This window comes from Streptomyces sp. NPDC003247 (genome assembly GCF_042888135.1).
Taxonomy (GTDB): domain Bacteria; phylum Actinomycetota; class Actinomycetes; order Streptomycetales; family Streptomycetaceae; genus Streptomyces.
Window position 1 is genome coordinate 795,201 of the sequence record NZ_JBIAPF010000003.1, and the last position, 24,332, is coordinate 819,532.

The 24,332-nt window shown below is 70.5% G+C and carries 19 protein-coding genes; 10 read left to right on the forward strand and 9 right to left on the reverse strand.

Annotated elements, in window-relative coordinates; translation table 11 throughout:
* Positions 1–47: 47 nt before the first annotated feature.
* Both ACFYWQ_RS12845 and ACFYWQ_RS12850 read right to left on the reverse strand, forming a co-directional pair.
* Positions 48–188 carry a hypothetical protein gene (locus tag ACFYWQ_RS12845; protein ID WP_389515624.1) on the reverse strand — a complete coding sequence of 47 codons (141 nt, stop codon included), beginning with the start codon at positions 186–188 and terminating at the stop codon, positions 48–50.
* 231 nt (positions 189–419) lie between these two features.
* A complete protein-coding gene (locus ACFYWQ_RS12850) occupies positions 420–1,229 on the reverse strand; it encodes a siderophore-interacting protein (protein ID WP_389515953.1) in 810 nt (269 codons plus the stop codon).
* 71 nt (positions 1,230–1,300) lie between these two features.
* Here ACFYWQ_RS12850 and ACFYWQ_RS12855 point away from each other — a divergent pair, with 71 nt between their 5' ends.
* The 5 genes from ACFYWQ_RS12855 to ACFYWQ_RS12875 all read left to right on the forward strand — a co-directional run bounded on the left by ACFYWQ_RS12855 (position 1,301) and on the right by ACFYWQ_RS12875 (position 6,604).
* A complete protein-coding gene (locus tag ACFYWQ_RS12855; RefSeq protein ID WP_389515626.1) occupies positions 1,301–2,353 on the forward strand; it encodes a FecCD family ABC transporter permease in 1,053 nt (350 codons plus the stop codon).
* A complete protein-coding gene (locus ACFYWQ_RS12860; protein ID WP_389515627.1) occupies positions 2,350–3,426 on the forward strand; it encodes a FecCD family ABC transporter permease in 1,077 nt (358 codons plus the stop codon). The genes ACFYWQ_RS12855 and ACFYWQ_RS12860 overlap by 4 nt, the downstream gene beginning before the upstream one ends.
* Positions 3,423–4,250, forward strand: a complete 828-nt coding sequence (locus ACFYWQ_RS12865) for an ABC transporter ATP-binding protein (RefSeq protein ID WP_389515629.1) — start codon at positions 3,423–3,425, stop codon at positions 4,248–4,250. Before ACFYWQ_RS12860 ends, ACFYWQ_RS12865 begins: the two co-directional genes overlap by 4 nt.
* Positions 4,251–4,273: 23 nt before the next feature.
* Positions 4,274–5,278, forward strand: a complete 1,005-nt coding sequence (locus ACFYWQ_RS12870) for an ABC transporter substrate-binding protein (protein ID WP_389515631.1) — start codon at positions 4,274–4,276, stop codon at positions 5,276–5,278.
* A gap of 351 nt (positions 5,279–5,629) precedes the next feature.
* Positions 5,630–6,604 carry an SGNH/GDSL hydrolase family protein gene (locus ACFYWQ_RS12875; RefSeq protein WP_389515633.1) on the forward strand — a complete coding sequence of 325 codons (975 nt, stop codon included), beginning with the start codon at positions 5,630–5,632 and terminating at the stop codon, positions 6,602–6,604.
* Between the two features lie 801 nt (positions 6,605–7,405).
* On the opposite strand, the gene ACFYWQ_RS12880 is transcribed toward ACFYWQ_RS12875, so the two are convergent.
* The 4 genes from ACFYWQ_RS12880 to ACFYWQ_RS12895 are packed head-to-tail and all read right to left on the reverse strand — an operon-like array spanning position 7,406 to position 16,085.
* A complete protein-coding gene (locus ACFYWQ_RS12880; RefSeq protein WP_389515636.1) occupies positions 7,406–10,147 on the reverse strand; it encodes a pPIWI_RE module domain-containing protein in 2,742 nt (913 codons plus the stop codon).
* Positions 10,148–10,178: 31 nt separating this feature from the next.
* Positions 10,179–13,685 (reverse strand): hypothetical protein, encoded by a 3,507-nt coding sequence (locus ACFYWQ_RS12885; protein WP_389515638.1) that lies wholly within the window; start codon positions 13,683–13,685, stop codon positions 10,179–10,181.
* Positions 13,678–14,823, reverse strand: coding sequence for a hypothetical protein (locus tag ACFYWQ_RS12890; protein WP_389515641.1), 1,146 nt, complete (start codon positions 14,821–14,823; stop codon positions 13,678–13,680). The genes ACFYWQ_RS12885 and ACFYWQ_RS12890 overlap by 8 nt, the downstream gene beginning before the upstream one ends.
* The gene (locus tag ACFYWQ_RS12895) at positions 14,820–16,085 is read right to left on the reverse strand and encodes a PD-(D/E)XK nuclease family protein (protein ID WP_389515955.1); all 1,266 of its coding nucleotides are present in this window, start codon (positions 16,083–16,085) and stop codon (positions 14,820–14,822) included. Before ACFYWQ_RS12895 ends, ACFYWQ_RS12890 begins: the two co-directional genes overlap by 4 nt.
* Before the next feature lie 336 nt (positions 16,086–16,421).
* Between ACFYWQ_RS12895 and ACFYWQ_RS12900 the strand changes: the two genes are divergently transcribed.
* Positions 16,422–17,327: a serine/threonine-protein kinase gene (locus ACFYWQ_RS12900; protein WP_389515643.1), complete on the forward strand. Its 906-nt coding sequence runs from the start codon at positions 16,422–16,424 to the stop codon at positions 17,325–17,327.
* Between the two features lie 30 nt (positions 17,328–17,357).
* On the opposite strand, the gene ACFYWQ_RS12905 is transcribed toward ACFYWQ_RS12900, so the two are convergent.
* On the reverse strand, positions 17,358–20,117 hold the full coding sequence (locus ACFYWQ_RS12905) for a tetratricopeptide repeat protein (protein WP_389515645.1): 2,760 nt from the start codon (positions 20,115–20,117) through the stop codon (positions 17,358–17,360).
* 243 nt (positions 20,118–20,360) lie between these two features.
* Here ACFYWQ_RS12905 and ACFYWQ_RS12910 point away from each other — a divergent pair, with 243 nt between their 5' ends.
* The 4 genes from ACFYWQ_RS12910 (at position 20,361) to ACFYWQ_RS12925 (ending at position 22,648) form a co-directional block, all read left to right on the forward strand.
* Positions 20,361–20,519: a hypothetical protein gene (locus ACFYWQ_RS12910; RefSeq protein ID WP_157854403.1), complete on the forward strand. Its 159-nt coding sequence runs from the start codon at positions 20,361–20,363 to the stop codon at positions 20,517–20,519.
* Positions 20,520–20,823: 304 nt separating this feature from the next.
* Positions 20,824–21,591, forward strand: a complete 768-nt coding sequence (locus ACFYWQ_RS12915; protein WP_389515647.1) for a hypothetical protein — start codon at positions 20,824–20,826, stop codon at positions 21,589–21,591.
* A 35-nt stretch (positions 21,592–21,626) separates the two neighbouring features.
* Positions 21,627–21,863, forward strand: a complete 237-nt coding sequence (locus tag ACFYWQ_RS12920) for a helix-turn-helix domain-containing protein (protein ID WP_078992515.1) — start codon at positions 21,627–21,629, stop codon at positions 21,861–21,863.
* Positions 21,864–22,354: 491 nt separating this feature from the next.
* The gene (locus ACFYWQ_RS12925) at positions 22,355–22,648 is read left to right on the forward strand and encodes a hypothetical protein (protein ID WP_389515649.1); all 294 of its coding nucleotides are present in this window, start codon (positions 22,355–22,357) and stop codon (positions 22,646–22,648) included.
* Between the two features lie 579 nt (positions 22,649–23,227).
* Here the strand turns inward: ACFYWQ_RS12925 and ACFYWQ_RS12930 are convergent.
* The gene (locus ACFYWQ_RS12930) at positions 23,228–23,620 is read right to left on the reverse strand and encodes a type II toxin-antitoxin system death-on-curing family toxin (RefSeq protein ID WP_389515651.1); all 393 of its coding nucleotides are present in this window, start codon (positions 23,618–23,620) and stop codon (positions 23,228–23,230) included.
* On the reverse strand, positions 23,617–23,811 hold the full coding sequence (locus ACFYWQ_RS12935) for a ribbon-helix-helix protein, CopG family (RefSeq protein ID WP_356122721.1): 195 nt from the start codon (positions 23,809–23,811) through the stop codon (positions 23,617–23,619). Before ACFYWQ_RS12935 ends, ACFYWQ_RS12930 begins: the two co-directional genes overlap by 4 nt.
* Positions 23,812–24,332: the final 521 nt, after the last annotated feature.

Sequence of the window (24,332 nt, forward strand, 5' to 3'; positions counted from 1 at the left end):
CGCGGGAAGGGACCGGGGCGGCCGGGACCGGGCGGTCCCGGCCTCGGTCATGGGGCGAGGACCGAGTACAGGTGTTCGACCTGCGGCGGAGCGGCGAAGTGGGGACCGGCCGGCGCCCGCCACCGCTCGTGGCCCGTGGACCGCCGGAAGAGGCGGGTGCGGTGTTCCACCGTCTCCCACCGCACCATGAGCCCCCGTCCCGACCGGCGCCATCGGCATCGCCTGACCACTACCGGCCGTCAGCGCCGCCCGGATCGCCTGACCACTACCGGCCCTCAGCGCCGCCCGGATCGCCTGACCACTACCGGCCCTCAGCGCCGCCCGGATCGCCTGACCACTACCGGCCGTCAGCGCCGCCGGGATCGCCTGAGCACCGCCGACCCTCAGCGCCGCCCGGATCGCCTGAGCACCGCCGACCGTCAGCGCCGCCCGGTCTTCCAGAAGCCGGAGAAGGTGATGCGGTCCTTCGGCATGCCGGCGCGGTGCAGATGGCGGCGCCCCTCCGTCGCGAGCGTCTGCTCGCCGACCACGAAGGCGTACCCCTGCGGGTCGACGTCGTCGCGATCGCGCAGCGCGGCGAGCGCCGCGGCGCCGGGCACCGCGTGCGGGTCGGCGCGCGGGATCCAGTCGACGCGCATGCCGGGCGGTCCGGCCAGGGCACGGCAGTCGGCCTCCGTCGGCACCTCCTGGAGCACCCGGCCGACCGTGCCGTCCGCCAGTGACCGCAGGATACCCGCGACGGCCGGCAGACCGCTCTCGTCGGCGACGAGCAGCACGCTCGAGGCATCGGCGGGCGCCTCGAACATGACGCCCTGGTCGAGCAGGGCCAGCTCTTCACCCGGCTCGACCGAGCACGCCCAGATCGCGACGCCGCCCTCGATCGCGCCCTCGGCGCCCCGGTGCACGACGACGTCGATGTCGAGCTCGCCGGTACGGGCGCGGAAGTCGGCCACGGTGTAGTTGGCGCAGTAGGGCCGCGCCTCGTCGGGCATCGCGAGGTACGGCTTCCACCACGTCGCGCCGGCGACCTCCGGCACGTGGAAGCGTTCCTGGTGCGGGTGGCGGAAGAACAGCCGGAACCAGTGGTCGTAGCCGCGCCACGGGAACGCCCGGAGCGCCTCACCGCGCACGGTCACCCGCTGCATGCTGGGCGTGAGGCGCGTGCTCGACACGACCGAGGCGGGGAACAGGCGCGGATCGCGCGGCTTCGCACGCACGGTGGAGGTCACGGTGGTGGTCACGGTGGTGGTCACGGTGGTGGTCACGGTGGAGGCCATGAAGGTTAGGCTAAGCTAACTTCGTGATCACAGCCACGGCGCCGCCCGAATCCGTACGCCGGACGCGCCGGCCGCGGTCCTCGCCCGCCGCGCGCACCGGCATCCTCCTCGCCCTGGTCCTGGCCGTCGCCGTCGTGTGCCTCACGAGCCTCCTGCTGGGCAGCAACCGGCTCGCACCCGCGGCGGTCCTCCACGGCCTGCTCCACCCCGGGGCGGGCACGGACGCCGACGTCGTCTACGGCTCACGGGTCCCGCGCACGGTCATCGGCCTCCTCGTCGGCGTGTGCCTCGGGGTCGGCGGGGCCGTCATGCAGGGCCACACCCGCAACCCCCTCGCGGACCCCGGCCTCTTCGGCGTGTCCGCGGGCGCCGGCCTCGCGGTGGTGCTCGGCCTGGTCGTGTCCGGGGTGTCGGGCACCGGCGCCACCGTCGGCCTCGCGCTCGTCGGCGCGCTCGCGGCGAGTCTCGCCGCGTTCGCGATCACGGTCGCCGGCAGCGGTACGGCGAACCCGGTGCCGCTCGCGATCGCGGGTACGGCGGTGTCGGCGCTGCTCACCGCCGTCACGTCGTTCCTGACGCTCGCCGACCGCGACAGCCTGCGCGCCTACCAGCTGTGGGTGGTCGGTTCGCTCTCCGGCCGACAGCTCGACGAGGTCTGGGGCGCCGTGCCGTTCGCCGCCGCCGGACTCCTGCTCGCGGCGCTCAACGCCCGCGCCCTCGACAACCTCGCCCTCGGCGAGGAACTCGCCCGCGGTCTGGGCGAGAACCTGCTGGTGGCGCGCGCGGTGGGCCTGGCCGCCATCACCCTTCTCACGGCCGCCGCGACGGCGGCGGCCGGACCGATCGCCTTCGTCGGACTCGTGGTGCCGCACCTGGCACGCGCGCTCGTCGGGTCGGGCCACCGCCGGCTGCTGCCCGCCGCCGCGCTCGTCGGCTGCCTGCTCGTGCTGCTCGCCGACATCGTGGGCCGCCTCGTCCACGGCCCCTCGGAGGTGCAGGTCGGCATCGTGCTGGCCGTCATCGGCGGACCGTTCTTCGTCGCGGTCGCCCGCCGCCGATCGCTGGTGAGCCTGTGACCGTCGCACCGACCGCGGCGCACGCCCGCCGCGGGGTCCTCGTCGGCCCGCTCGGGTTCGCCTGGCGGCCCCGCACCCTGCTCATGACCTTCGCGGCACTCCTGCTCGCCTGCGCGCTCGTGGTCACCGCGATCGCGGTCGGCGGCGCGGAGGTCGGGGTGGCCGACATCCTGCGCACGCTCGCCGGGCGGGGTGACAGCCTCGACCGGCTGATCGTGCTGGACCTGCGCATGCCGCGCGTGCTCACCGGCGTCCTGGTCGGCCTCGCGCTGGGCGTCGCCGGGGCGCTCATGCAGACCGTCACCCGCAACGCGCTCGCCACGCCCGACGTGATCGGCGTCTCCTCCGGCGCGTCGTTCGGCGCGGTCGCGGCGATCCTCGTCGGCGGCGGCGGGGAGAGCGTCGGCGGTGCGCTGCCGGGAGCGGGCGTGCCGGCGGTGGCGGCGTTCGGCGCGATCCTCGCCGCCGCGCTGGTGTACGGGCTCGGCTGGCGCGGCGGCGTGCAGAGCTACCGGCTGGTCCTCGTCGGCATCGGAGTGGGGGCGGTGCTCGAGGCGGGCACGAGCTATTTGCTCGTGCAGGCGCGCATCACGCAGGCGGCGGCCGCGTCGGAGTGGCTCGTCGGTTCCCTCTCGGGTTCGTCGTGGGACGCCGTGTGGCCGCTGCTCACCGCCGTCGCGGTGCTCGTACCGCTCGCGCTCGCCGGGTCCGCGGCCCTCGCCGTGTCGCACCTCGGTGACGAGGTCGCCCGCGGGGTCGGACTGCCGGTGCAGCTGCACCGGCTCGTGGTGGTCGCGCTCACGGTGCTGCTGACCGCGGCCTCCGTGGCGGCGGCCGGGCCGGTCGGCTTCGTCGCGTTCGTGGCGCCGCAGATCGCCGTGCGGGCGGCCGGTGCCACCCGTCCGCCGCTGCTGCTCTCGGGACTGACCGGCGGCTGCCTCGTGCTGCTCGCCGACACGTTCGCCCGCACCGTCTTCCCGTGGGACGTGCCCGTCGGCATCGTGACGACCGCGATCGGCGCGCCCTGTCTGATCTGGCTGCTGCTGAGGAACCGCAAGGAGACGACGAGGTGACCGCACCCGCGCTCGAGGCCCGCGGCGTGATCCTCGGCTACGACGGACGCACCGTGCTCGACGGGCTGGACCTCTCGATCGAGGCGGGCACCGTGACGACACTGGTCGGCGCGAACGGCTGCGGCAAGTCCACCCTGTTGAAGGCCTTCGGCCGCCTGCTGACCCCGACCGCCGGCACGGTGCTGCTCGACGGGCAGCCCCTGCGGCGGTCGCGTTCACGCGCCGTCGCGCGCCGGCTGGCGATCCTGCCCCAGAACCCGGTCGCCCCCGCGGGCACGAGCGTGCGCGACCTCGTGATGCGGGGCCGCAACCCGCACCAGAGCTGGGCGCGGCCGTGGACGCCCGCGGACGACGCGGTCGTGGAGCGCGTGCTCGCCGACACCGGGCTCGTGGAGGTCGCCGACCGCGCGGTGACGGAGCTCTCGGGGGGCCAGCGCCAGCGCGCGTGGATCGCCCTCGTGCTCGCCCAGGAGGCGCGAACCCTGCTGCTCGACGAGCCGACCACGTTCCTCGACCTCGCCCACCAGCTCGACGTACTGCGGCTCGTCCGCCGGGTGAACCGCGCGTCGGGAACGACCGTGGTGATGGTGCTGCACGACCTGGGCCTCGCGGGCCGCTACTCCGACCGTCTGGTGGTCATCGGCGACGGAGGGGTGCTCGCCGACGGCGCTCCTCGCGACGTGCTCGAACCGCGGCTGCTGCGGCGCGCGTTCGGCCTGCGCGCGCGGGTGGTCCCCGACCCGGTCACCGGCACTCCGCTCGTGCTGCCGGAGGAGGACGACGAGCCGATCGCCCTCCCGGATCACCCTCCCGCAATGACTTAGGTTAGCCTAAGCTAAGTTGCACCATGAGAACCGTATCCCGCCCCCGCCTCCTCCCGCTCGCCGTCATCCTCGTGCTCGCCGCCCTCTCGGCCTGCTCCTCGACGACGCACGAGTCCACCTCGAACGCCGCCGCATCCGAGGAATCCTGGTCCTTCACCGACGACCTCGGCAGAACCGTCACGCTCGACCGGGCGCCGACCCGCGTCGCGGGCGTCAACGACCAGATCGTCCCCCTGATGCACTACGGGCTGGAGCCGGTCGCGTCGTGGGGCTACTCGGCGATCGAGGACGACGCCCGCTTCGACGACCTGGACACCTCCGGCATCGAGCAAGTAGGCACCGCCTACGGCGAGATCGACCTGGAGAAGCTCGCCGCGGAACGGCCCGACGTCATCGTCTCCGAGGTCTACCCCACGGACGAGAAGGGCACGATCGACACGACGCAGCCCGACTACGGCTTCAAGGACCTCGCCCAGCAGAAGCAGGTGGAGGCGATCGCCCCCGTCGTCACGATCCTGCTCGGCGGCGACGGCGCGGACGTCGTCGACCGCACCACGGAGCTGGCCGACGCGCTCGGCGCCGACCCCGGCACCGTCGCGAAGGCGAAGAAGCGGTACGACGCCGCCTCGGAGGCCCTGGAGAAGGCCGCGACGGCGAACCCGGTCACGGTGACGTCGCTCTACGCCGACAGCGACGGCGTCAGCGTGGCCAAGGCCCAGGACGACCCGGCGCTCCAGCTGTACGCCGGCCTCGGCGTGCAGTTCTTCGAACCGAAGCCCGAGGGCTACTACTGGGGCAACTACAGCTGGGAGAACGCCGGGCAGGTGGGCGGTGACATGTGGCTGCTCCAGCAGGCCGGCTACGACAGCGCACAGCTGAAGAAGCAGCCCACGATCGCGGGCAACGCGGCGCTCGCCGCCGGCCAAATACACCCGTGGGTCTCCGCGGCACTCGACTACGTGTCGCAGGCGGACTACATGGAGCAGCTCGCCGGCTGGATCACCGACGCCAGGACGGTCACCGACTGACGGTTCGCGCCCGACCCGAACCGAGAGGCTGAGCAACCGCCGCCGGCGGACAGCACCTCCCCGCGTGCAGCCGGTGATCACGAATGAGACAGCCGGTCAGAGCCGTACGGCAGACCGCGAGAGCCGCGGACCGGGCAGGCGCACCACGGTTCACACACATACCGAGCAGGGCCGGTCACCCGACGGAACCAGGCGGTCCGGATACCGGACTCGCCCTTTCAGAACCTGCCTGCCACGACGGGAAACACCCCCGAACCCCACGGGACGTGACTGTCCGCAATGGATCTAGTACCACGCGTCACGTCCCCATAGGTTCAAAAGCGACGCCAACACCGTATCCCTGGAGGATTCGTGGCAAGCTTCCGCACTCGGCTGGCCCTGCTGCTCCCGGCCGCGGCTCTCGCCGCGGGCGCCCTCGCGCCCGTACAACTCGCCGGGGCACAACCCGCCGCCGCGGCGTCCTACGACTGGGTCGCCCTGGGCGACTCCTACACCGCCGGAGTCATCCCGGCCGCGGGCGACACCTTCGAAGTCCCCCGCGACGGCTGCGAGCGCACCGACCGGTCCTACCCCCAGGTCATCGACCGCGACCTCGGCGGGCTCATCGACCTGACCAACGTCAGCTGCGGCGCGGCCACGATCGAGAACGTCACCTTCCGGGCGCAGGAGCCGATCGGCCGTCACCTGCCGCCCTTCTCCGAGGACCCGGACTACCCGTTCCCCCCGGTGCCTCCCCAGTCCGAAGCGGTGGGCCCCGGCACCGACGTGATCACCGTCGGGGTGGGCGGCAACACCCTTCGATTCGCCGACATCCTGCGCACGTGCCTGGAACTGGGCTCGGGCAGCGGCGGCGTCGGCACCCCGTGCAGGGACGACCTGGCCGACGACATCCCCGGCCGGCTGACCAAGGTGGGCAAGGACTACGACGAGATGCTCACCGTGCTCCACGAACGGGCCGCGCACGCCAAGATCCTGGCCGTCGGCTACCCCACGGTCATCCCCGAGGACACCTCCAAGTGCCGGTACAACGACCTGGAACAGTTCGGGCCGATCACCCAGGGCGACCTGGACTGGCTGCGCCAGGACGTCCTGGAACCCCTCAACAAGGTCATCGAGAAGTCGGCCGGCACGCACGGCTCCACCGGCTTCGTCGACCTCTACGACTCCTCCCGGAACCACAGCGTCTGTGACGCCGGCAAGTGGGTCGAGGGCATCCTCACCAGCGGCTCCACCCAGCCGGCCCTAGTCCACCCCAACGCCAGGGGCCACAGGAACGCCGCCGATCACGTCACATCGGCGATCCTGAACAGCATCAGCGCGGACTGACCCACACCCGCGTCCACACCCGCACCCGCGTCCACACCCGCACCCGCGTCCACACCCGCCCCAGCCCCAGCCCCGGCTCCCGCAACGAGCTGCCTCCGGCCCGCCGTCCGGAGGCGGCTCCGGCCTTCGCCCGCCCCCGAACACACCCCGCCGACCGCGAGGAACTCCCCGGCCCCGGAGCTGCCGGTCACCGTCGACATGCCGGGCAAGGTCGCCGACTTCCTCCGCAGGACCGAACGGGAGCCCAGCGAGGGGGGCCGCCCCGGCCCGGCGCAAGGCCCGCCGCGAGTACGAGAACCGCGCCACGCTCCCTCCGATCATGCTTGGCCGCCTGTGCCGACACACACTCCGAACAGTGCCGATAGGCGCACGACGCACCATCAGGGCGAGTGCCACGTGAGCGTCGACCAACGTCCGGATGTCGCCCACAACGCCCGCACGGCACACCATGCGCACGCGCAGACCGCAAGTCAGGCGCCCTTATGAGCCGGTTCGAGGATGGCGACGCACTCCACGTGGTGCGTCATCGGAAGCATGTCACCCGGGTGAACTCAGAGAAAACCGCAGGTCAGGTCCGTCCCTCGTCTCCGTCTTGGGGCCACCAGGTGCGAAGAGCGTCAAACGAGCGTCACGGCGGACGCCCAGTGATCCCAGCAAGGAGTGCACCAGACGCCGTCCCCGTGGTCAGGTTCAGGCTTCGGCGCTCACACGAGGGAAGCATTGATCCTTATCAGCGTCGATCGTTTGGGACATCCCATTCAGGCGGCACGTCGCTCAGGAAGCGGATGACGTACTCCCCGCTTACTTCGTTCCGGCCACCGGAAGTACGTACTCACCGGCGAGACGCGCCAAGTGCAGCGGGAGAGGCCGGGCGAGCGGCGGGTAGTCGTCGTGGTAACGCAGCTGGTGCGTGAGCGTCGCCCACTCCGCCGGCCGGTCGGGCGGGTCACCCGCACGCCCCGAGTCCGTCAGCGCCTTCTCCGACAGACAGCCGAGCACGGTGATCTCCAGTTGCCCGGGGTTCCACGCGGTCTTCCCGGGCGCTGTCCGGCCCTGTGCCGTGGGCACCAGCTTCATGAGCCCCTTCGGCAGTTTCGCCACCGTGTGCGGCTTCGAGGCCGTACTCGCGAAGACACGGCCCTCCGTATCCGCCGTCCCCCACACACCCTCGGCGAAGCCGACCCCGTCCTCGGTGTCGTGGGCGTACCACTCCGCCACTTCACCCCGGGCGTTGGCGTCCCGTACGAGCAGCACCCGCAGGTCGTGGCCGTAGAGCGTGTGCCGCTGGGCGGGTTCGGCCCCGAAGCCGAGCGTGTCGCGGTCCAGTGCACCGTTGCGCAGGCCAGGCCAGCACTGGCGCAGATTTCCGACGTCCGCCAGCAGCAGCGTCGGGCGGTCGCGGAGCTGGAAGAGCAGTGCCCGGATCTGCCGCTCGATCTCCCGCTGCCTGTCCTGCTTCACGCCCGGGCGGGCAGCGGGCCGGGATCCTCCCGGGGCTGCCGAGTCATCGACGAGCTTCCCCGTGCCGGTCTCCTTCCCGCCGCTCGCCGCCGGTTCCCGTGCCTGGGAGAGCAGCAGCAACAGCTTCGGATACGGCACCCATTCGGCTCGTTCTGCGTCCCACCCCTCGATGACGCCCGGTCCGTCCCCGAGGCGCACCCGCACCGCCACCAGCCGGTGGACGGGGCATCGCGTGGGCCCCTTCCTGGTGTGGCGTACGAGCCAGAACGCCGCGTACTGAAGGTCGCCCGGAATGCCGGCTCCCACCCGATGGGCGGGCGGGCTGATCGCGCCCAGCTGCCGGAAGGCGTCCAGCCAGGTCCACCTGGCCCGGTGTTCCAGAGCGCTGTCGGTGTCGTCGGGCGAGTTCACGAACTGCGTCAGCCGTCCCTGCCGTGCCCAGGCGATGCGCAGCGCGTGCTTGGGGTCGGAGTCCGGGACAGCGGCGAAGCGCTCCTTGCCGGCGATCTCCGTGATCACGACTCCGGCCCCGCCGAGGAACGGGTCCGCCCGGTCCGCCACGAGCCCGCAGCGCCCTTCGATGGCCTCGGCCAGCCGGACGGCCCTGAGGCGCCCGCGGGCTCGGGTGGTCGGCAGGGCGTCGGCCAAGGGTCCCGCGGGCCGGGCCCGGACGCGGATGTCGACCCCCTCGCACTGCCACTGCCAGGTCTCCCCGTCGGCCGACGGCACTTGCTGCCCGGCGGGAAGACCAATGAGCTTGGGCAGCTCGGCGAGCAGCGCCGCACGGGTTTCCGGGGACTGCCAGAAGACGTCGATCTCCAGGGGGCGGCCGTTCAGTGCGCGTGTCAGCGCCGCCCGCCGTTGCAGAGCAAGCTGGGCGTCGCGGACGCCCGGGACGCGTCCGGGGCCGGAACGGGGCAGCAGGGAGGGTGTGTTGCTCCGGGAGACGCGCGTGAGGTCGGGGACCCGGGTCAGCAGGGGGCGCAGCCCTTCCTCGACCCAGGCGTCCAGATCCGCCCGCTCCCGTGGCATCAGCCCGGGTCCGACCTCGTGCGGGCCGATCGACGGGTGGTAGACGATGCCGGCGGCCACGTCCCCGGAACCGTTGATCCAGCGTTCGGGGTCGGAGAAGAGCGCTTCGGGCCGGGGATAGTTGCGCACGATGTCCAGCTCGGGCACGAGCGGTGCGGGGCTGTGCCGGCGCCAGGCCAGTTCCTTCGACCGCCGGTCGTAGCCCAGCGTGTTCACCATCAGCCGGTGGCCCCGGTCCGGCCCTTCCGGCCACGGCAGTGGAGCGTCGAGCAGGACGGTCGTACCGCCGAGCTGGTGGGGTCGTACGTCCAGTCGGGTGGCCCACCGGCGTACCTGGGTGGACACATGGACGCGGAACCGCGGGGCGAACGGCACGGTGTGGACGGTGATGGTGAGGCAGGCCGAGTAGTACCAGGTCTGCCGTCGGCGCTCGTATCGCTGAGGCGGCCAGGAGACGAGTCGCGCGCCGTCACCCGAGCTCTCGACGCGGAAGTGGAGTGTGGTGCCGCCCGTGCGGAACGTCCGGGCGGCCAGCCGGAAGGCGATCCACTCGGGCAGCAGGCTGTAGAGCCGCGCGGCGGGTTCGGCGGTTCCGCCCGCCGAGAGCACGCTCTCGGCGAGGTCGACCGGTTCCGTCTCCCAGTGGGGCAGACGTACCGTCTCGGCCGGGTCACCGGAGCGGAGCCTCTCCTCGAGATCGGCGCCCTCCGAGTCGTCGTCCTCCCGGTGCATGCCCGCCGCCCAAGCTCCTACCACCGGGGCCAGCACGTCCGGCGGGACGGCTTCCCGCGCGTAGAGCCACGGCAGACGGCCATCCGTCCCGGCGTTGCGGCCGGTCGCGATGACGCCTGGCGCCATCGCCTGGAGCAGGGAGTTGAGCCTGCGCACGGGGAGCCGGTGGGGGTGGACGGAGTTCTTGTCCGCCTCGGCATGCATCCCGGTGAGCTCGGCGTGCAGGTCCTCGCCGAGCCGCAGCACGTTCATCTCCTCCCGCCAGGGTCCGTGGAGCGGGTCGGGTTCGTAGGCCGCGACGCGAATGTGGTGGTACACGGAATTACCTCCTGGGACAGGGGTTCGGCGCTTACGGGTGGGCGGGTACGGCGGCGAGCAGGCGGGTGAGCATGCTGCGCAGGGGCGCGTACAGGGCGCGGACGATGAACTGCTCCTCCGCGGTCGTCGTGCCGCCGTCGAAATACGGGTCGAGGACGGCGAGGACGCTGTGCAGCAGACTGGATTCGGGGGTGTCGGGCCGCGCCGGTACGGCGCCGCGGTTGGGGGCGAAGGCGGCGTCGACGAAGACCACCCGGGCCGGTACGCCACCGCGTACCAGTCGCCCGATCACCTGCCACAACAGGACCAGCATGTCCCAGGTGACCTGCTCCCGTACGTCGTCGTCGAGACGGCTCCACGCCATAGAACGGGCGAGTACCTGGTACCAGTACGAACGGGCGAGGCGGCGGAACTCCTCCGCTCCTTCCTCGACGGTGGGTTTTCCCTGTACCAGGGTGGCGAAGTCACGACCGGTGACGGCGCGGACGACCCAGTCGTTGACGGCGTTGACGGCCAGGTGGAGGTCCTCTGGGTGCGGATGGGGCCGTGCCAGGAAGTAGACCGTGCCGATGGCCGCCTCGTCGTCTTCGTTGAGGATGTTGTGGCCGCGTTCCAGCGCGAGTAGGGGCGCCACCAGGATGTCCGCCTCGAGGTCCTTCAGGTGCTCGACGTCGCCCCGGCGCAGTGATCGGGCGTGGTAGGCCGACGGCGCCTCGTCCTCCGCGGTGATCTCCTCGTCGTCCGACACCAGGCACAGCACCTTGTTGCGCCAGCGGACGTTGAGGTTGTGCAGTGTGTCGGCCACCACACGTGCCTCGGCGTAGCTGCCGACCAGCAGAAGGATCTGGTCGCGCCCGGGAGGAAGAGAGAGCAACTCCTGCTGGAGCGGACCACCTTCAGTGACCTCGTACTCGTCTCCGCCCTCACCTAGATGGCACGCGATGCGGCGCAGCTTCTCCGGGCGGTCGTCCGGGTGGGTTCCCGACATGCGCAGTTTCTCGTCGCCGTCGTCGATGAACTCGAAGCGCATGGAGCTCTCGTTGGCGATGCGTTCGGTCACCTCGGCCGGCGGTTCGATGACCACACCGACCGGGACGCAGACGTGGTAGCGGCTGGACGCGCCCGCCCAGCTGCTGCCCGACATGAGCAGCAAGTGGGCACCGGGCCTGGCGTCTACGGAGGTGAGATCGGGGATGGCGCGCAGCAGCTCACGTCCGACGCCGCTGCAACGGAAGAAGGTCAGTTCGCCGCTGCGGACTCCGCCCTTGTCCTCACCCGGGACCCGGAACTGGAAGCCGAGCACATTGCCCATCGGGGCCTCGGGCACCATCGGGCCGTAGTCGAGAGGTCGGCGGTACATCGTGTTGAAGCCCAGGCTGAGGGCGGCCTCGACGCGGGGCCACATGGCGCTGATCATGGCGAGCCGTCGTTCCAGGGCGCTGAGCAACAGTGTGAACTCGAAGCGCTCCGCGAGTTGCTTCCGCCATTCCTCGGGAGTCTGGGGCGGAGGCTTGGGCTTGCTGCGGCGCCCCCGCTTCTTCCCCTGTTCCTCCTCCCGCCGCCACTTGTCGTACGCCTCTTGGTACTTCCGCTGCCGGGCAGCCATGTACTTCGGGTCGATGGCGAAGACCTCGTCCATGACCTCGGTGAGGCGGCGCCGGGTGTTCTCCGGGTTGCCGGTGTGGAGCAGTTCGTTGAGGAGGGCGGTCAGCCGGCTGAAGTCCTCCTCCGTCCTGCGGTGACGGTCACCGAAGGGGTTGTCCCGGAACGCGTCGAGCAGTATCCCGAGAGCCTCGCGGGGGGCGTGATGAGGGTGGTCCGGACCGCTGTCGTCGGGGAGTTCGTAGCGTTCGTCTAGGAGCCCCAGCTGGAGCGTCCAGGCGCTGAAGTAGCCCGTCCGCACCCACTTGCGCAGCTCGTACCCGGCGACGAGCATCGCGTACAGCCGGTCGGTGGCCGCGCCTGCGGTGTTGAGGGCGGCGGCGAAGGTCTCGACGTCCCGTTCGGAGAGCTGGGTGCGTCCGCCGGCCGCGAGTTCCCGGATCTTGTGCCGGCTCAGCTGGTCGATGAGGCCCTTGTCCTCGTCGCTGGCGAGGACCACGGCGGGTGCGAAAGTCTGGTCGAGCTGCATCTGGACACGGTCGGCCTCGTCGATGATCACAAGGTCACTACGGCGGCAGGCGAGTTCGAGGAAGCGGATGCGCTCGCCGTTCTGGGGGCGGGGCGGCTCGGCATCGATCAGTCCGGCCGGCGTAGCCACCCAGATCAGAGCGCCAACCAGGGTGCGAGCTCCGTGATGACGGGGACAGGCGGACCAGTACGGGCAGCTCGTCACCCCCTTCTGCCACGCGGAGTGCCGTCCGTCGCTCGGGTCACGCCGCAGGGCCGAGGGGGGGCGGAGCCGGGAGCAGGGTGCCTCACCGTAGGCGATTGGTTCGGTCGTCGACGTGGCGCCCTGCCGTCTGACGTTGAGCAGGCAGGACGTCCCGAGGTAGGCGAAGGCGGGGTCGTCGTGGGCGAGCAGTCGGTGCTCGCCCCGGCCCGCCAGCCGACGGTGCAACCGCTGGGCGTGCCGCTCACGGCCCGAGGAGCCGAGCACGGGTGCGGCGGCGCCGTCGGTGTAGAGGTCGTAGAGCCGGACGAGCTTCAGCACCTCCGCGACATCGGTGACGACGATGGTGGTGCGCTTGCCTAGCTTGGCGAGATAGACGGCGATGATGTCGCGCAGTGTGCTCTTGCCGGCGCCGACGATGCCGAGCAGGTGCTGGATGCCATCGACCGTGAAGGCGAAGTCCTCGTCCTCCCTCGCCTTGTGGAAGGTTCCGTTCTCCTTGGTGGAGAGGTCGAACGACCGTAGCCGCTCCAGCCACCGTGGTGCCCGGCCCTTGCCGGAGCGAGCGTGTTGGGCGTCCATCTCCGCCACCGTGCGTTCCAGGTCCTCCCTGGTGAAGATCAAGGGCTTGCCGCCGCCGGCCGGTTCCAGGTCCATGTCGTGGGCGACGAGGGGGATGCGGGGGACCGGCGGCAGGTCGACGACGGCCATGGTGCGACTGACGGGGAAGGCGTGCGGGCCCTGACCCGCGACCTGCAGGCGCCTGCCCGCCAGCGGCGGTGCGGCACGCAGCAGTTGCTCGTAGACGGAGAAGCGGTCACCGGCGACGGAGAGGTCGCGGCGGGCGGCGGGTGTCTCGGCGTCCGGTACGTCGTAGGCGCGCACCCTGGGGTCGAACCTCTGGTAGGTGTCCAGCGCCTCGAGCCAGGTACGGCTCCGGCGCAGCGTCCACAGCGAGTACCTGGCGATACGCAGGGTCTTCGCCGCATCGGGTGGCAGCGATGCCCGGTGCGCCTCGGCGAACCCGTACCCGCTGAACAGCACCCAGGCGCTGCCCGCGGGGCTGCCCGGCAGCATCTTCTCCTGGAGGTACAGGCCGAGTTCGACCTGGCAGAGGGCTTCCAGCGCGGGCTGGGGTACGGAGTACCCCAGAAATGCTTTGAGCGCGTTGAACACGCCGGTCAAGGGCGGGGGGAGGCTACGCATCGTCCTTCTCCTCTCGCCGGGCCTGTCCCAGGTCGGGCACGAGGTCCATGGGGGTGGTGAGCACCAGCCGGTCCCGCAGGAGCGCGGGAAGGGCGTCGGTGAAGGCCTGCCGGTAGCCGTCCCGTCCGGCGAGCGCGTCGGGGACCACGACGAGGGTGCGGTCCGCGAGGGGTGTGTTGTCGGTGAGATGGGCTGCGAGGAGCGCTGGCTGCAGGCGGTCGTACACCTGGATGTCCACGATGCGGGGGCCAGCGTCCCTGAGCCTGTAGGCGGGCAGAAGACCGGGCAGGGTCTCGTACGCGACTTCGGCGCGCTCCAGTGCCTCCCGGGCGGCTTCGTCGGTGCGGTGCGGCAGTACGAGGTACCACCGCAGCGAGCGCTGCAGGATCCACGCCTGGTCCGGCTCACGGATGAGCCGCGGAGGGGCGTCGCGCGGGCAGTCCTCCCCCTCGCACCAGACTTCCGCGCCGGTGCCGGACGGTCCGGGTACGGGCACGGCACTGTCCCGGGGCAGCGCGGGGAGCCTGCACGAGGGGCAGTACAGGAAGTCTCCGTCGACGAGCAGGAACTCGGGCAACGGACCGTAGAGGCTCTTGACCCGGCTCCAGACCGCCCTGTTCCAACCCTGCGCGAAGCGGTCCTGCTGGTGGACGACCGGGTGACGCGCCAGGAACGCCCGGCACTGCCGGTAGCTCTCCTCCGTTCCACTCCGCGCGTGCAGGTCCCCGAGGAGCGCGCGGGCGTGTGCCGCCACGTCTCCGCCCGGTCCGTGCGAGGCCACCTCGAGACACGACCGGGTCGGCATCCGGCCGACCCGGTGCACCAGCGTGGTGCCCGGCGAGACCAGGGAGGAGGGGACCGCAAAGAGTGGGTCGTCGGACGGCCTGGTCCGGCACCACTCCCACAGCTCCGGAAGACTTTTCGGCGGCGCCTCCCCCACATCAAGGCAGCGCATCACCGTGTGATCCAGCGCCCGCTGGGCGAGGCCGGGATAGGGCAGGGTGAAGGAGCGGAGCCCTTGGACCTCGGAGAGAGCCGCCACCATGCGGGCGAGTTCGCCGAAGAGGTCGCTGCCCACGCCCTCGGGCGCCTCGCCGGCGTCCGGCCGATCGGCCCGGCCGGCCGACCCCACCCTCATGCCGCGGCCTCGCTGACGGACGACGCCGTGCACCAGCGGGCCACTTCGCACCGCTCGCAGGAGCGTCCGGGCCGGGCCGCGTACTGGTCGTCCCCGTGCCAGGCGGCCACCATCGCCCGCAGTACCTTCTCGGCGGTGACCCGATTGGCCGGGGCAAAGGGATCGATGATCTCCAGATCGGCGCCGCCGGGGCGCAGCACCTCCAGCTCGACCCGCGCGCGGAACGGATCACCGCCCAGGTCACCGCGGGCGATCAGCACGACGGCCAGGGCCAACTGCGGATAACGCTCCAGCAGGGGGCGGTCGGACCGCCGATCGGTGACGGAGGTCTTGGTCTCGCGCCACACCCATGACCCGGCATCCCGGTAGAGCAGGTCGGGCGCGGCCAGGACCACCACGTCGGCGGCTGTGTCGTGCCGCACCACCCGGGGCTCGGTCCGCACATCCGTACCGTCCCCGACGTACCGCAGCGGACAGACCGCGGCGTGCCGCCGCAACAGCAGGGCGCCGAGTGCGCGTTCGTGTGCGGGCAGGTCGAATCCCTCCGGTACCCACTCCTCGGGGACCTCGACCGTGCAGGGCCGAGGCGATCCGTGGGCGTGCCGTTCGGCGAGGTAGGCGTGCAGCGCCCGGCCGCGCTCGGCCGTCACCTCGCGTTCGACGGAATCCGCCGTGGGCAGGTGCAGCCGGCGCATGTGGTCACGCGCCGGGCAGGCTCGGTAGGCCCGCCCGTTGGTGACCGACCAGGTGCGGCGGGGCCGGTCGTGCGCCTCGATGCCCAGCAGTCCGGGCGCTGTGCGCAGGGCTGGGCACACCGACAGGTAGGGGCATCCGCCACAGGCGGCCCCCGGGCGGTATTCCCGTCCGTCCAGTACGCCGGCCAGGGCAGCGGGGCCGTGTTCGCGGTACCGGGCGCGCGCCTCTTCCCGGCTTCCCGCGAAGAGTTCCCGCGTACGGCCGTCGAAGAGCGCGAACTCCACGATCCGTACATGCCCCGGCGGTGGTCCGGGAGCGCCCTCGGCCAGCACCAGGGCGACGGCCGCGGTGAACCCGTCGGGCGGCAGGTCCCGCAGGCGGTGCACGGGCAGACGAAGCTCGCGGTAGGCACCGTCTGGGGAGGCCAGGCAGCGGCCCCACACGGTGAGGCGGTACTCCTGGGCGTCGCGCGGGTCGGGACCGGACGGCCGGTAGCGGTACGTCCACGGCTCGGGCACCTCGTGCAGAGGGCGTTCCGGGTCGAGGGGGAAAGCCGCCTCGTACATCTTCACGCCGTGCTCCGACCAGGTCCGCAGACCGTCGTGCAGAGGCCCGGTACGTGTCCGGGGCGGGCGGCCGGCAGACCCCGAACGGATGTCGCAGGCAGCCATGAAGGGGCCCAGAGCAAAGTGCTCCAACCGCTCACGGCGCCGCGGTACGGGGTCGGTGGTGTGGTAGCCGCGGGTCTTGAGAGCGTCAGCGGCGGGGCATCGGAACTCTCCCCCCTTGAACATTCCGGCGGATACCGTGATGACTTCGGAGGTGCGGGTCACCCCGTCGGGGGGTAGCCATGGCTGCGACATTTCATGCTCCATTTCCGTACGGAGGAAAGGTGGACGGCCATGAGGGAGATCGAGGAGATCGGCGATGTGGAGAAGCGCTACAAAGTGCTGGACATGGTCGGCGACGGCGGCCAGGGCGACCTTTTCCTCGGGCGTGACCGCAGCAACGGGCGGAAGGTGGCGTTGAAGCTTCAGAAAGCCCGGGACCTCGGACCCGAGAGCGCCTTCCGCTCGGCCGGCATGCATCTGGTCAAGGAGGGATCACACATGGTGATGCTGTCGGGAATCCAGGCGATCCCCGAAATCATCGCCATGGGAACACACCGACGACGCCGATGCCTGATCATGGAATTCGTCGAGGGCCGCCAACTGCACAACGTCCTGCTGGCGGCTCGGCCCGTTAAGCATCCAGGGATCATCGCGTCCGTCATCGGCCAGTTGTGCGAAATCCTGGCGGAAGTCCACGACCGGAATCTGGTGCACTGCGATCTCAAACCCGAGAACGTCATCGTGCAACCGGACGGTCGCCTCCGGCTCATCGACATGGGCCTCGCGGTCGTGGCGGGTGAAGAGACTGATTGGGCACGTGGCACCCGCGGTTGGGCCTCTCCCGAGCAGTCCGACGCGTGCCCGGCAGGACGGCTGACACGACGGGCCGACATCTTCGGACTCGGCTGCATCCTGCTGGAGATGACCGTGATGCGGCTGCCCTACGGCGGGCTCGAAGAGTTGGCGGAAGCGGGTACCCCGGTGCTGCCGGCCGATCGGCTCGCCAAACTACCCCCGGAGTTCGCCTCCCTGGCGCTGTGGATGGTCCGGTGGAAGGCGGCGGAGCGCCCCGCGGATGTCCGTGAAGTGTTCGATCGGCTCCGCTGCTACCTACCCCAGCTCGGCTCGCAACGGCCACCGAAGCCCCTGCGCCCGGACCCGACCGAGTACTACCGCACGCATCCGCCCCGGCTTTGACGGTGAGCCGACGGCCGTCGACCGGGCGGGTCACCTCAGCCCTTCCAGCCGCTCTCGGACCTCCCGCACCCCCTCACCGTCCATCAACTCACGCAGCACGACGACTCTCTCCAGCTCCCGCACCGCCGCGTCGGTGTCGTCCGCGGCCACCAGGACATCAGCGAAGAGCATCCGTACCTTGTCCTCGTTGGGCCAGTTCTCCTGTTCGCGGTAGATGGCGGAGGCCTGCCGGTACAGGGTGATGGCCTCGTCCCGTTCGGAACGGGCCAGGTGCACCTTGGCGAGGGTGAACAGCACATCGGCCAGGCCGCTGCGCTCCGTCGTGCGCTCCACCACGCCCAGGGCGTCGGCGCACTGACGGAGCGCCTGCTCGTGCTCGCCCCGGTCGAGGTGGATCGCGCCGAGGACGTTCAGAACAGCCGCTTCCCCGACCCGGTCGGACACCTCCCGGCACAACTCCAGTGCGCGGCCGAGCGCTTCCTCCGCTCCCGTCCGGTCGCCCTGCTTGCGCAGGGTGAGCCCGAGCCGGTGCAACGTACGGGCCAGACTCAGCCGGCCTTCCGCGCTGCGGTCCTCCTCGCTGAGCCGGACGGCCCTGCGCAGGGCGCCCACCGCCAAGTCGTACTCACCGAGCCGCCAGTGGGTCCCTGCCAGCGACCGGTGGACCATGGCGCGATCGACCGGACCGGCGACGGTTTCCGCCGCCTCGGCGGCGTACCGGAGGTTCTGCCGCGCATCATCGAGCAGGCGGCGGCGCCACTGGTAGATGACCAGGGCCATCGGAAGCAGCCATACGTACCGGTCGATACGCCGATTGATCGCCAAGTGAATGCCTCGCTGGACGGTGGCGTACTCCTCGTCCAGGAACGCCATCGCCTCCGCGAGGTCCGCGGGGTCGGTGACCCTGACCGCTCCGGGCTCGCCGGTGGGCAGGGTGCGTTCGCGGTCGAGCACCCGGTCGCAGGCTCGGACGTTGTGCAGCTGGTGTTCCAGCACCTGCCGTACGGTCGCCCGCTCGATCTCCGCGTTCTCTCCGTCCGACACCGGCCGCACGTGCCGAAGGGCGAAGGCCCGCACGAGGTCGTGCAGCCCGAAGCGGTCGCCGTGATGTTCCACGAGGTTCGCCGCCACGAGGTCCACCAGGGCCCGGTCGGTACGCGTCCCTTCGTCCACTGCCCGTCCCAGATCCATCACCGCCTCCCAGGAAGCGCTGGGCCCGGGGTGGACGGCGAGCTGCCACAGCAGCAGCCGGGCTTCCTCATTCAGCACGCGCACGGAGCAGTTGAGCGCGGCGCGGACCGACAGTTCGTGCTCGGGCAGGTCCAGGGTGTCCAGCTTCGCCCGCTCCAGCTCCTTCTCCAGCTCCCGCACCAGGGCAGGGAGGGTGTGCAGCGGACGCGCACCGACCTCCAAGAGCCGGGCCACCACCACGAGGGCCAACGGCAGCCGACCGCAGAGGTGGACCAGCTTGCTGAAGGGCACGGCGTGCTTGGCCCGGTCCTCGGCCGACACTTTCTCCTGGAGTACCTCCAAGGCGTCCGCCTCGTGCAGCGGCTCCATCTTGCGGAACAGCACCTTTCTCTCGGACTGCAGCCGCAAGAGGTCGTTACGACTGGTGACGATCACGGCGCAGGTACCGTCTCCGGGAAGCAGCGGCAGCACCTGCTGGGCGCTGAGCGCGTCGTCGAGGACGATGAGCACCGACCGGTGGGCCAGCGCCGACCGCAGCGCGTTGCTCTTGCTCTCCGTTCCGGTCACCGTGGTGTAGGGCGGCAGCGCGGCCAGAAAGCCGTCCAGGATCTCGTCCGGTTCGGCGGGCCGCACGTCTCCGTCGGCGAATCCGTTCAGTTCGCCGCGCAGCACCCCGTCGGGAAACCGCTCCCGCAGCCGACCGGCGAGGTTCTCGGCCACCGTGGTCTTCCCGACGCCCGCCATGCCGCTGATCAGGACCAGCGCCAGATTGCCGGCGTCCTGTTCCTCGCACACGGCCTCGAAGAGGTCGCCAATCAGCTCGTCCTGCCCGATCGGCTTGCGCCTGCCGCCGGGCAACTGGTCGGGAACGGGGGGCAGGAGCGCCCCGCCCGGCCGGCGGCCCTCTCCCCGGACCTGGTCGATGGCGCCCTGTACATCGACGCCCGCTCTTCCGTTGCGCTTCTCCCACTTCTTGATGAGCCGCTCACGTCGGGACTCCGGCAGGTCTGCGTGGGCGAGCAGGTAAAATCGGAAGATCTGGGGCAGTTCCGGCGCACGCTCGAACCATTTCTCCGTCTCCTCGCGCAGCCATTTGACCTCCCTGGACTTGTAGGCTGCGTCCAGCCGCGCGTACACGGCGGCCATCAACTCAGCCCGTAACTCCTCCCGACGCAAGTGGAAGCCGGTCTCGGACAGTCCGTGCAGCGGTTCGTCCTCGCCGTCCCACTCCTCCAAGGCCGCTCCGAGCAGCTCGAACTGCGCTTTGCAGGTCAGTCCCTCAGCCTGCTTCACCTTTTCGCGAAAACGGAGCAGGTCGACGTCTCCCACCGGCACGCGAAGCGTGCAGTAACCCGACTTGCCGCTATGGGGCACGGACTCCTGGCCCAGCCGCTTCCGCAGGTCGGCGACGACGCGGTTAACCAGGTCTCCGACCTCCTCGACGCCCTCCCAGAGGACGTCGGCTATGTCCTTCCTCTTACATCGGCAGTCTGGCGAGGTCACCAGGAGCGCGAACAGGGCCGCCACCTTCGACCCTTCGACCACCCTCCTGCCGCCGTCCCCTTCGGCCCGCACCGGGCCCAGCACATATCCCTCCATCGCCCTCCCCCTCACCGCGCCGCAGTCAGTGATCCGGCCCTCGCCGGCACTCCTTCTCTGTGCGCCGCGCTGTGCCGCTTCACACACGCTTGCTTCTTCACGCCCCCCGGGGACTCAGTTATCCCTCAGTTTTCGCTCTGCGGCCCCGCTTCACCCCCGGGCACGATGGCACCAGCCGCTCGCAGAAGCACGAAACGGCGGCTCAGTCATCCATCGACCCATCAGAGAGGAACCGCGAACCCGATGAACAGCCGTCAGCGCAACCGCCGGGCAGCCCGTCTGCGCCAGTCCCCCGACTGGCCGCCGAGCCGCCGCCGGCGGGCGGCCGTCCGGACCGAGGACACCACCCCGGCGACCCCGCCCACCGAGGCGCCGGACACCTCGTCCTCCGAGACCGCCTGAGCGCAACAGTTCGTGGGTGCCCGTTCTGTACGGGCACCCACCAGCCTCGCGAACTTCGTCACCGGCGAGCTCGCGGCCTGGCTGCCGCGCTTGTTACACGCTCGTGGTCAAAGGCGGCGTTACCTGGTCGAGAAGACCACTACCGCATGCTCACGCATCAAAGTGAGGCTGGTGGGACTGGTCTCCGCTTGACGCGAATATGAGGCGGTACGTCCCCACCACAGGACCCACCTCGTCCAGCATCTCGGTATCTCCAGCACCTCCGGACTCAGGTTTCCGTATTCCGAAGAGAGGATATTTCCTGATGTATCCACCGCACAGCAGTGCGTTCGCCTCGGTGAGGCGGCACTTCGACGATCCCCGGACCAGTGACGCGGTCTTCGTGCTCGTCCCCACGGACGCCGACGAGGCTGATCCGGTCCGGCTGACCGCCGCCGAGACACACGAGGCCTTGTACGGCCCCGGCTCCGACCCGCAGTTCGCCACCGCGGTCTGGAAGGAGGTCATCCGCACGGCGCAGAGCGACCTGACTCCAGACAGCACGGGGAAACTCCTGGCGATCTGGCTGGCCCTGCCCCGGTTGACCGGGACGGTCCACCGGGTCTGCACGCGCCTGCGGGCCGACCGGTCGGACGTGGAGGCCGAGATGGTCCTGGCTCTCCTGGAGAAGCTGGCGGATCGGGACGGCGCGAGCTGTCTCACCGACTCCTCCCTGCTGCACGCGGCGCGCGCCAGGGCGTGGCATCTCGCCCGGGAAGGGCTGCGGGAGCTTCCTTCCACCCAGATCGAACGCATCACCGAGGAGCCCGCTCTCGCTGCGTCCGGCGAGGAGGCGGACGCTCCGGCGGCGGAGAGCCTGGACGTACGGGTCGACCGTCCGGACGGCCCGGACGGGCTGTGCGCACCGCTGCGTTTCCGGGTGCGCCCGGAGCATCTGCGCCGACAGGGAATCTTCATCGACACCGACGACGGGCCGCAGGACCGTTCAGCGGGTCACAGCCCCGGGAAGAGGCGACGGCCCGAGCGCCGCGCGGACACCCGGCCGGTTCGCCCTGCGGGGAGGCGAGGGTGAAGGACCCGGCAGAGGGCCGCCTCAGTTTCACGGAGATGTTCGACCTGCCCGTCGCAGTGGACCTGCGCACGGCGGCCCGAGCACTCGGAATCGGCTCGACGACCGCGTACCGGCTGATCCGCGAGCACGAGTTCCCCTGCCCCGTCCTCCGCATCGGACGTAGGTACAGGATTCCGACCAACGAGCTGATGCGCGCCCTGGGGATCGAGGACCGCCCGCTGTACAGCGTGGACCCGGAAGAGGACACGGACGATCCGAGCGTCGGCTTCTGACGGTAACCACCGTGCGGCTCCGTGGCATCGGCCACGGAGCCGCACGGCCCTGCCTCCTACGACGGGCCGTTCGCCGCCGACGTGCGCCGCACGGTTCTCCACGGCTGCTCGGCAATCGGAGGGCGAAGGGATGCCCTCCTTCTTCGCCGAGCGGTTCGGCGGCCGACAGCCCGCGCGCGTCGGCCAGTTCGTGAACCCGCCGGCTATCACCGACCCGAGCTACGGCGAGCACGCCCGTCAACCCCGAACCTGCCGGTGAGCCGTCGACGCACGCTTCGGCGCCCGCGTCATGATCGCCGCGCCCGGCCGGGGCGCGGATCTGAACGGCCCGGTGGCCCAGCCCTACGCACCGCTCGCCACGACCGCCTTCGAGGGGATGACCCCGAACCTCGTCGTCGTGGGCACGAAGGACTGGCACCCACTCACTCTTCTCCGACCGGCAGGACTGGGGAAGCGACGCCTACACGGCGTCTCCCGTACCGAAGACCAGGTTGGACAACTTCGACGACGCGGAGCACGGGCTGGGCGGCATCCCGGCCTTCGACGCTGCCGAGGCCACCGACGAGAACCCCGACCGCGTCACCGCCGCACGAGCCCTCGTCCGGGCGCACCTGTGCGCCCGAGTTGTGCCCGCAGGGACCGGACTGGTACCGGGCCACCGCGGTCCGCGCATCAGCTCCCACTGCTCCCGGTCCCGCTTCGTGAAGCCGTCGGGAGTGACGTCGTGCCCTGGCGCCTTCAGTTCCAGGAAGCCGGTGATGCGCCCCGAAGTCTCCACCGCGTAGTCCGGACGCACCCGGGCCTCGGGCAAGGGATACTCAGGATGAAGGCGAGGACTCAGCTTCCAGCGCGCCCGGAATGTTTCCACCAGCTTCGCCACCGGCAGGCTGATGGACGCTTCCGTGTCGCTGACCCGCAGACGCTCCCTGCACTCGGATCCAAAGTCCGCCACGAGAGCCCGTATCCACTCCTCCGGCATCTTGTCCCCCTCCAAGCTGTGGACGTGGACGGTGGATCACCGCAGACACAGCTTGTTCGAGGCGAAAGGACCGGCTCATTGCGCACGGGGGGCGCGCGAGGGGCACGGACAGCGCGTTTCGTGACCGCTGGGAAAGCAGGGGCGGGTGTTGGTTGGGAAGAGACCGCCGTAGCCGATGTGGAGCTTGCCTGCTGCCCAATCGGGAAGGCGCTCTCAGGACGCCATTTCACGCCGAGCGGACCCGCTGCCCATCTCGCGAAAACATACGAGTCAGCCCGCTGAACGAACGGGTAATACAGGAACGGGATCAGTCCGCCCGGCGGACTGCCAGGATCCAGCACCGCTCCCGGAACCTCATCCCGTCCCGTACTCACGACGTCGAACGTCAGGAAACGGGGAACCAGGCCGACAGGCGCTTGGCAATAGCCGGTACATCGATGTTGTCCTGCGCGACTTCCTCGACGAACGGGCCGGCAATGGAAACAGGTGGCGGGGCGGCACTGGCGCTGACGCCGTTGAACCGCAGGAAGACACGCATGGCGAGCCAGGCGGTGCGCTTGTTGCCGTCGATCAGCGCGTGATTGCGGGCAACGGAGTGCAGCAGTGCCGCCGCCTTCTCGTGCAGCGTGGGATACAGCTCGGCCCCGAACACGTTCGTCCGGGGCCGTTCGATCGCTGACACCAAAAGTCCCATGTCACGCACGCTGTGCTCGGTATCGTTGACCGTCCGAGCGATGGCCAGGATCTCGTCGATCTGGATGTAGCGCACTTCGGTCACTTCAGGTAGTCCAGGATCTCCGCATCGCTGTCCATTAGTTCGACCAGGACGTCATCGACCTTCAGTTCGGCCCGATTCTGGGCGTCACGGATGGCCTCAATGGCAAGTTCCTGCTTGCTGCGGCGCTCCCGACGAGCTCGCTCGGTGAGCTTCGCGTCAAGGTCGTCGGGGAGTCGGAGTGTCATCGCCATACAGGAATGATACCGGACTGGTATCTGGGTGGTGAGGTGATACCAGCCACTCAAGACCTCGGACTACAACGCCGTCCTTCGTGCCCGGTCGAGCCGCGGTCTCGGTTCCAAGCTGTGTGCGACGAGGTAGCAGCACGCGCCGCCGCTGGCGAGGTGCAGTCGGCCCCCCGAACCGGATTCCTTGCCCCGCGCCGACGGCCCCGGTCCGCGCGGCTCAGGGCCGGAGAGGTCCGCGAGGTGGAGACTTCCGATATTCGAGCGTCATCCGAGCGTCAAAAATTCTACATTCCGCATCGCCACGTCGCCGCGAGGCCCGCCCCAGCCCTTGAAGCTGCAGCTCAGACCGTTCTGCACAAGCGAACCTCAGTCGAAGCATTCCGCGAGCGAAAACAGGTCGAGCTGACCACCTGAAATGCAAAATAGCAGCTCAGAGGCCCTTTGCGGCAGGCTCAAGAATAGCCACGCATTCCACATGCGACGCCATCGGGAAGATGTTAGCCTGGCCGAATCTCGGAAACTCC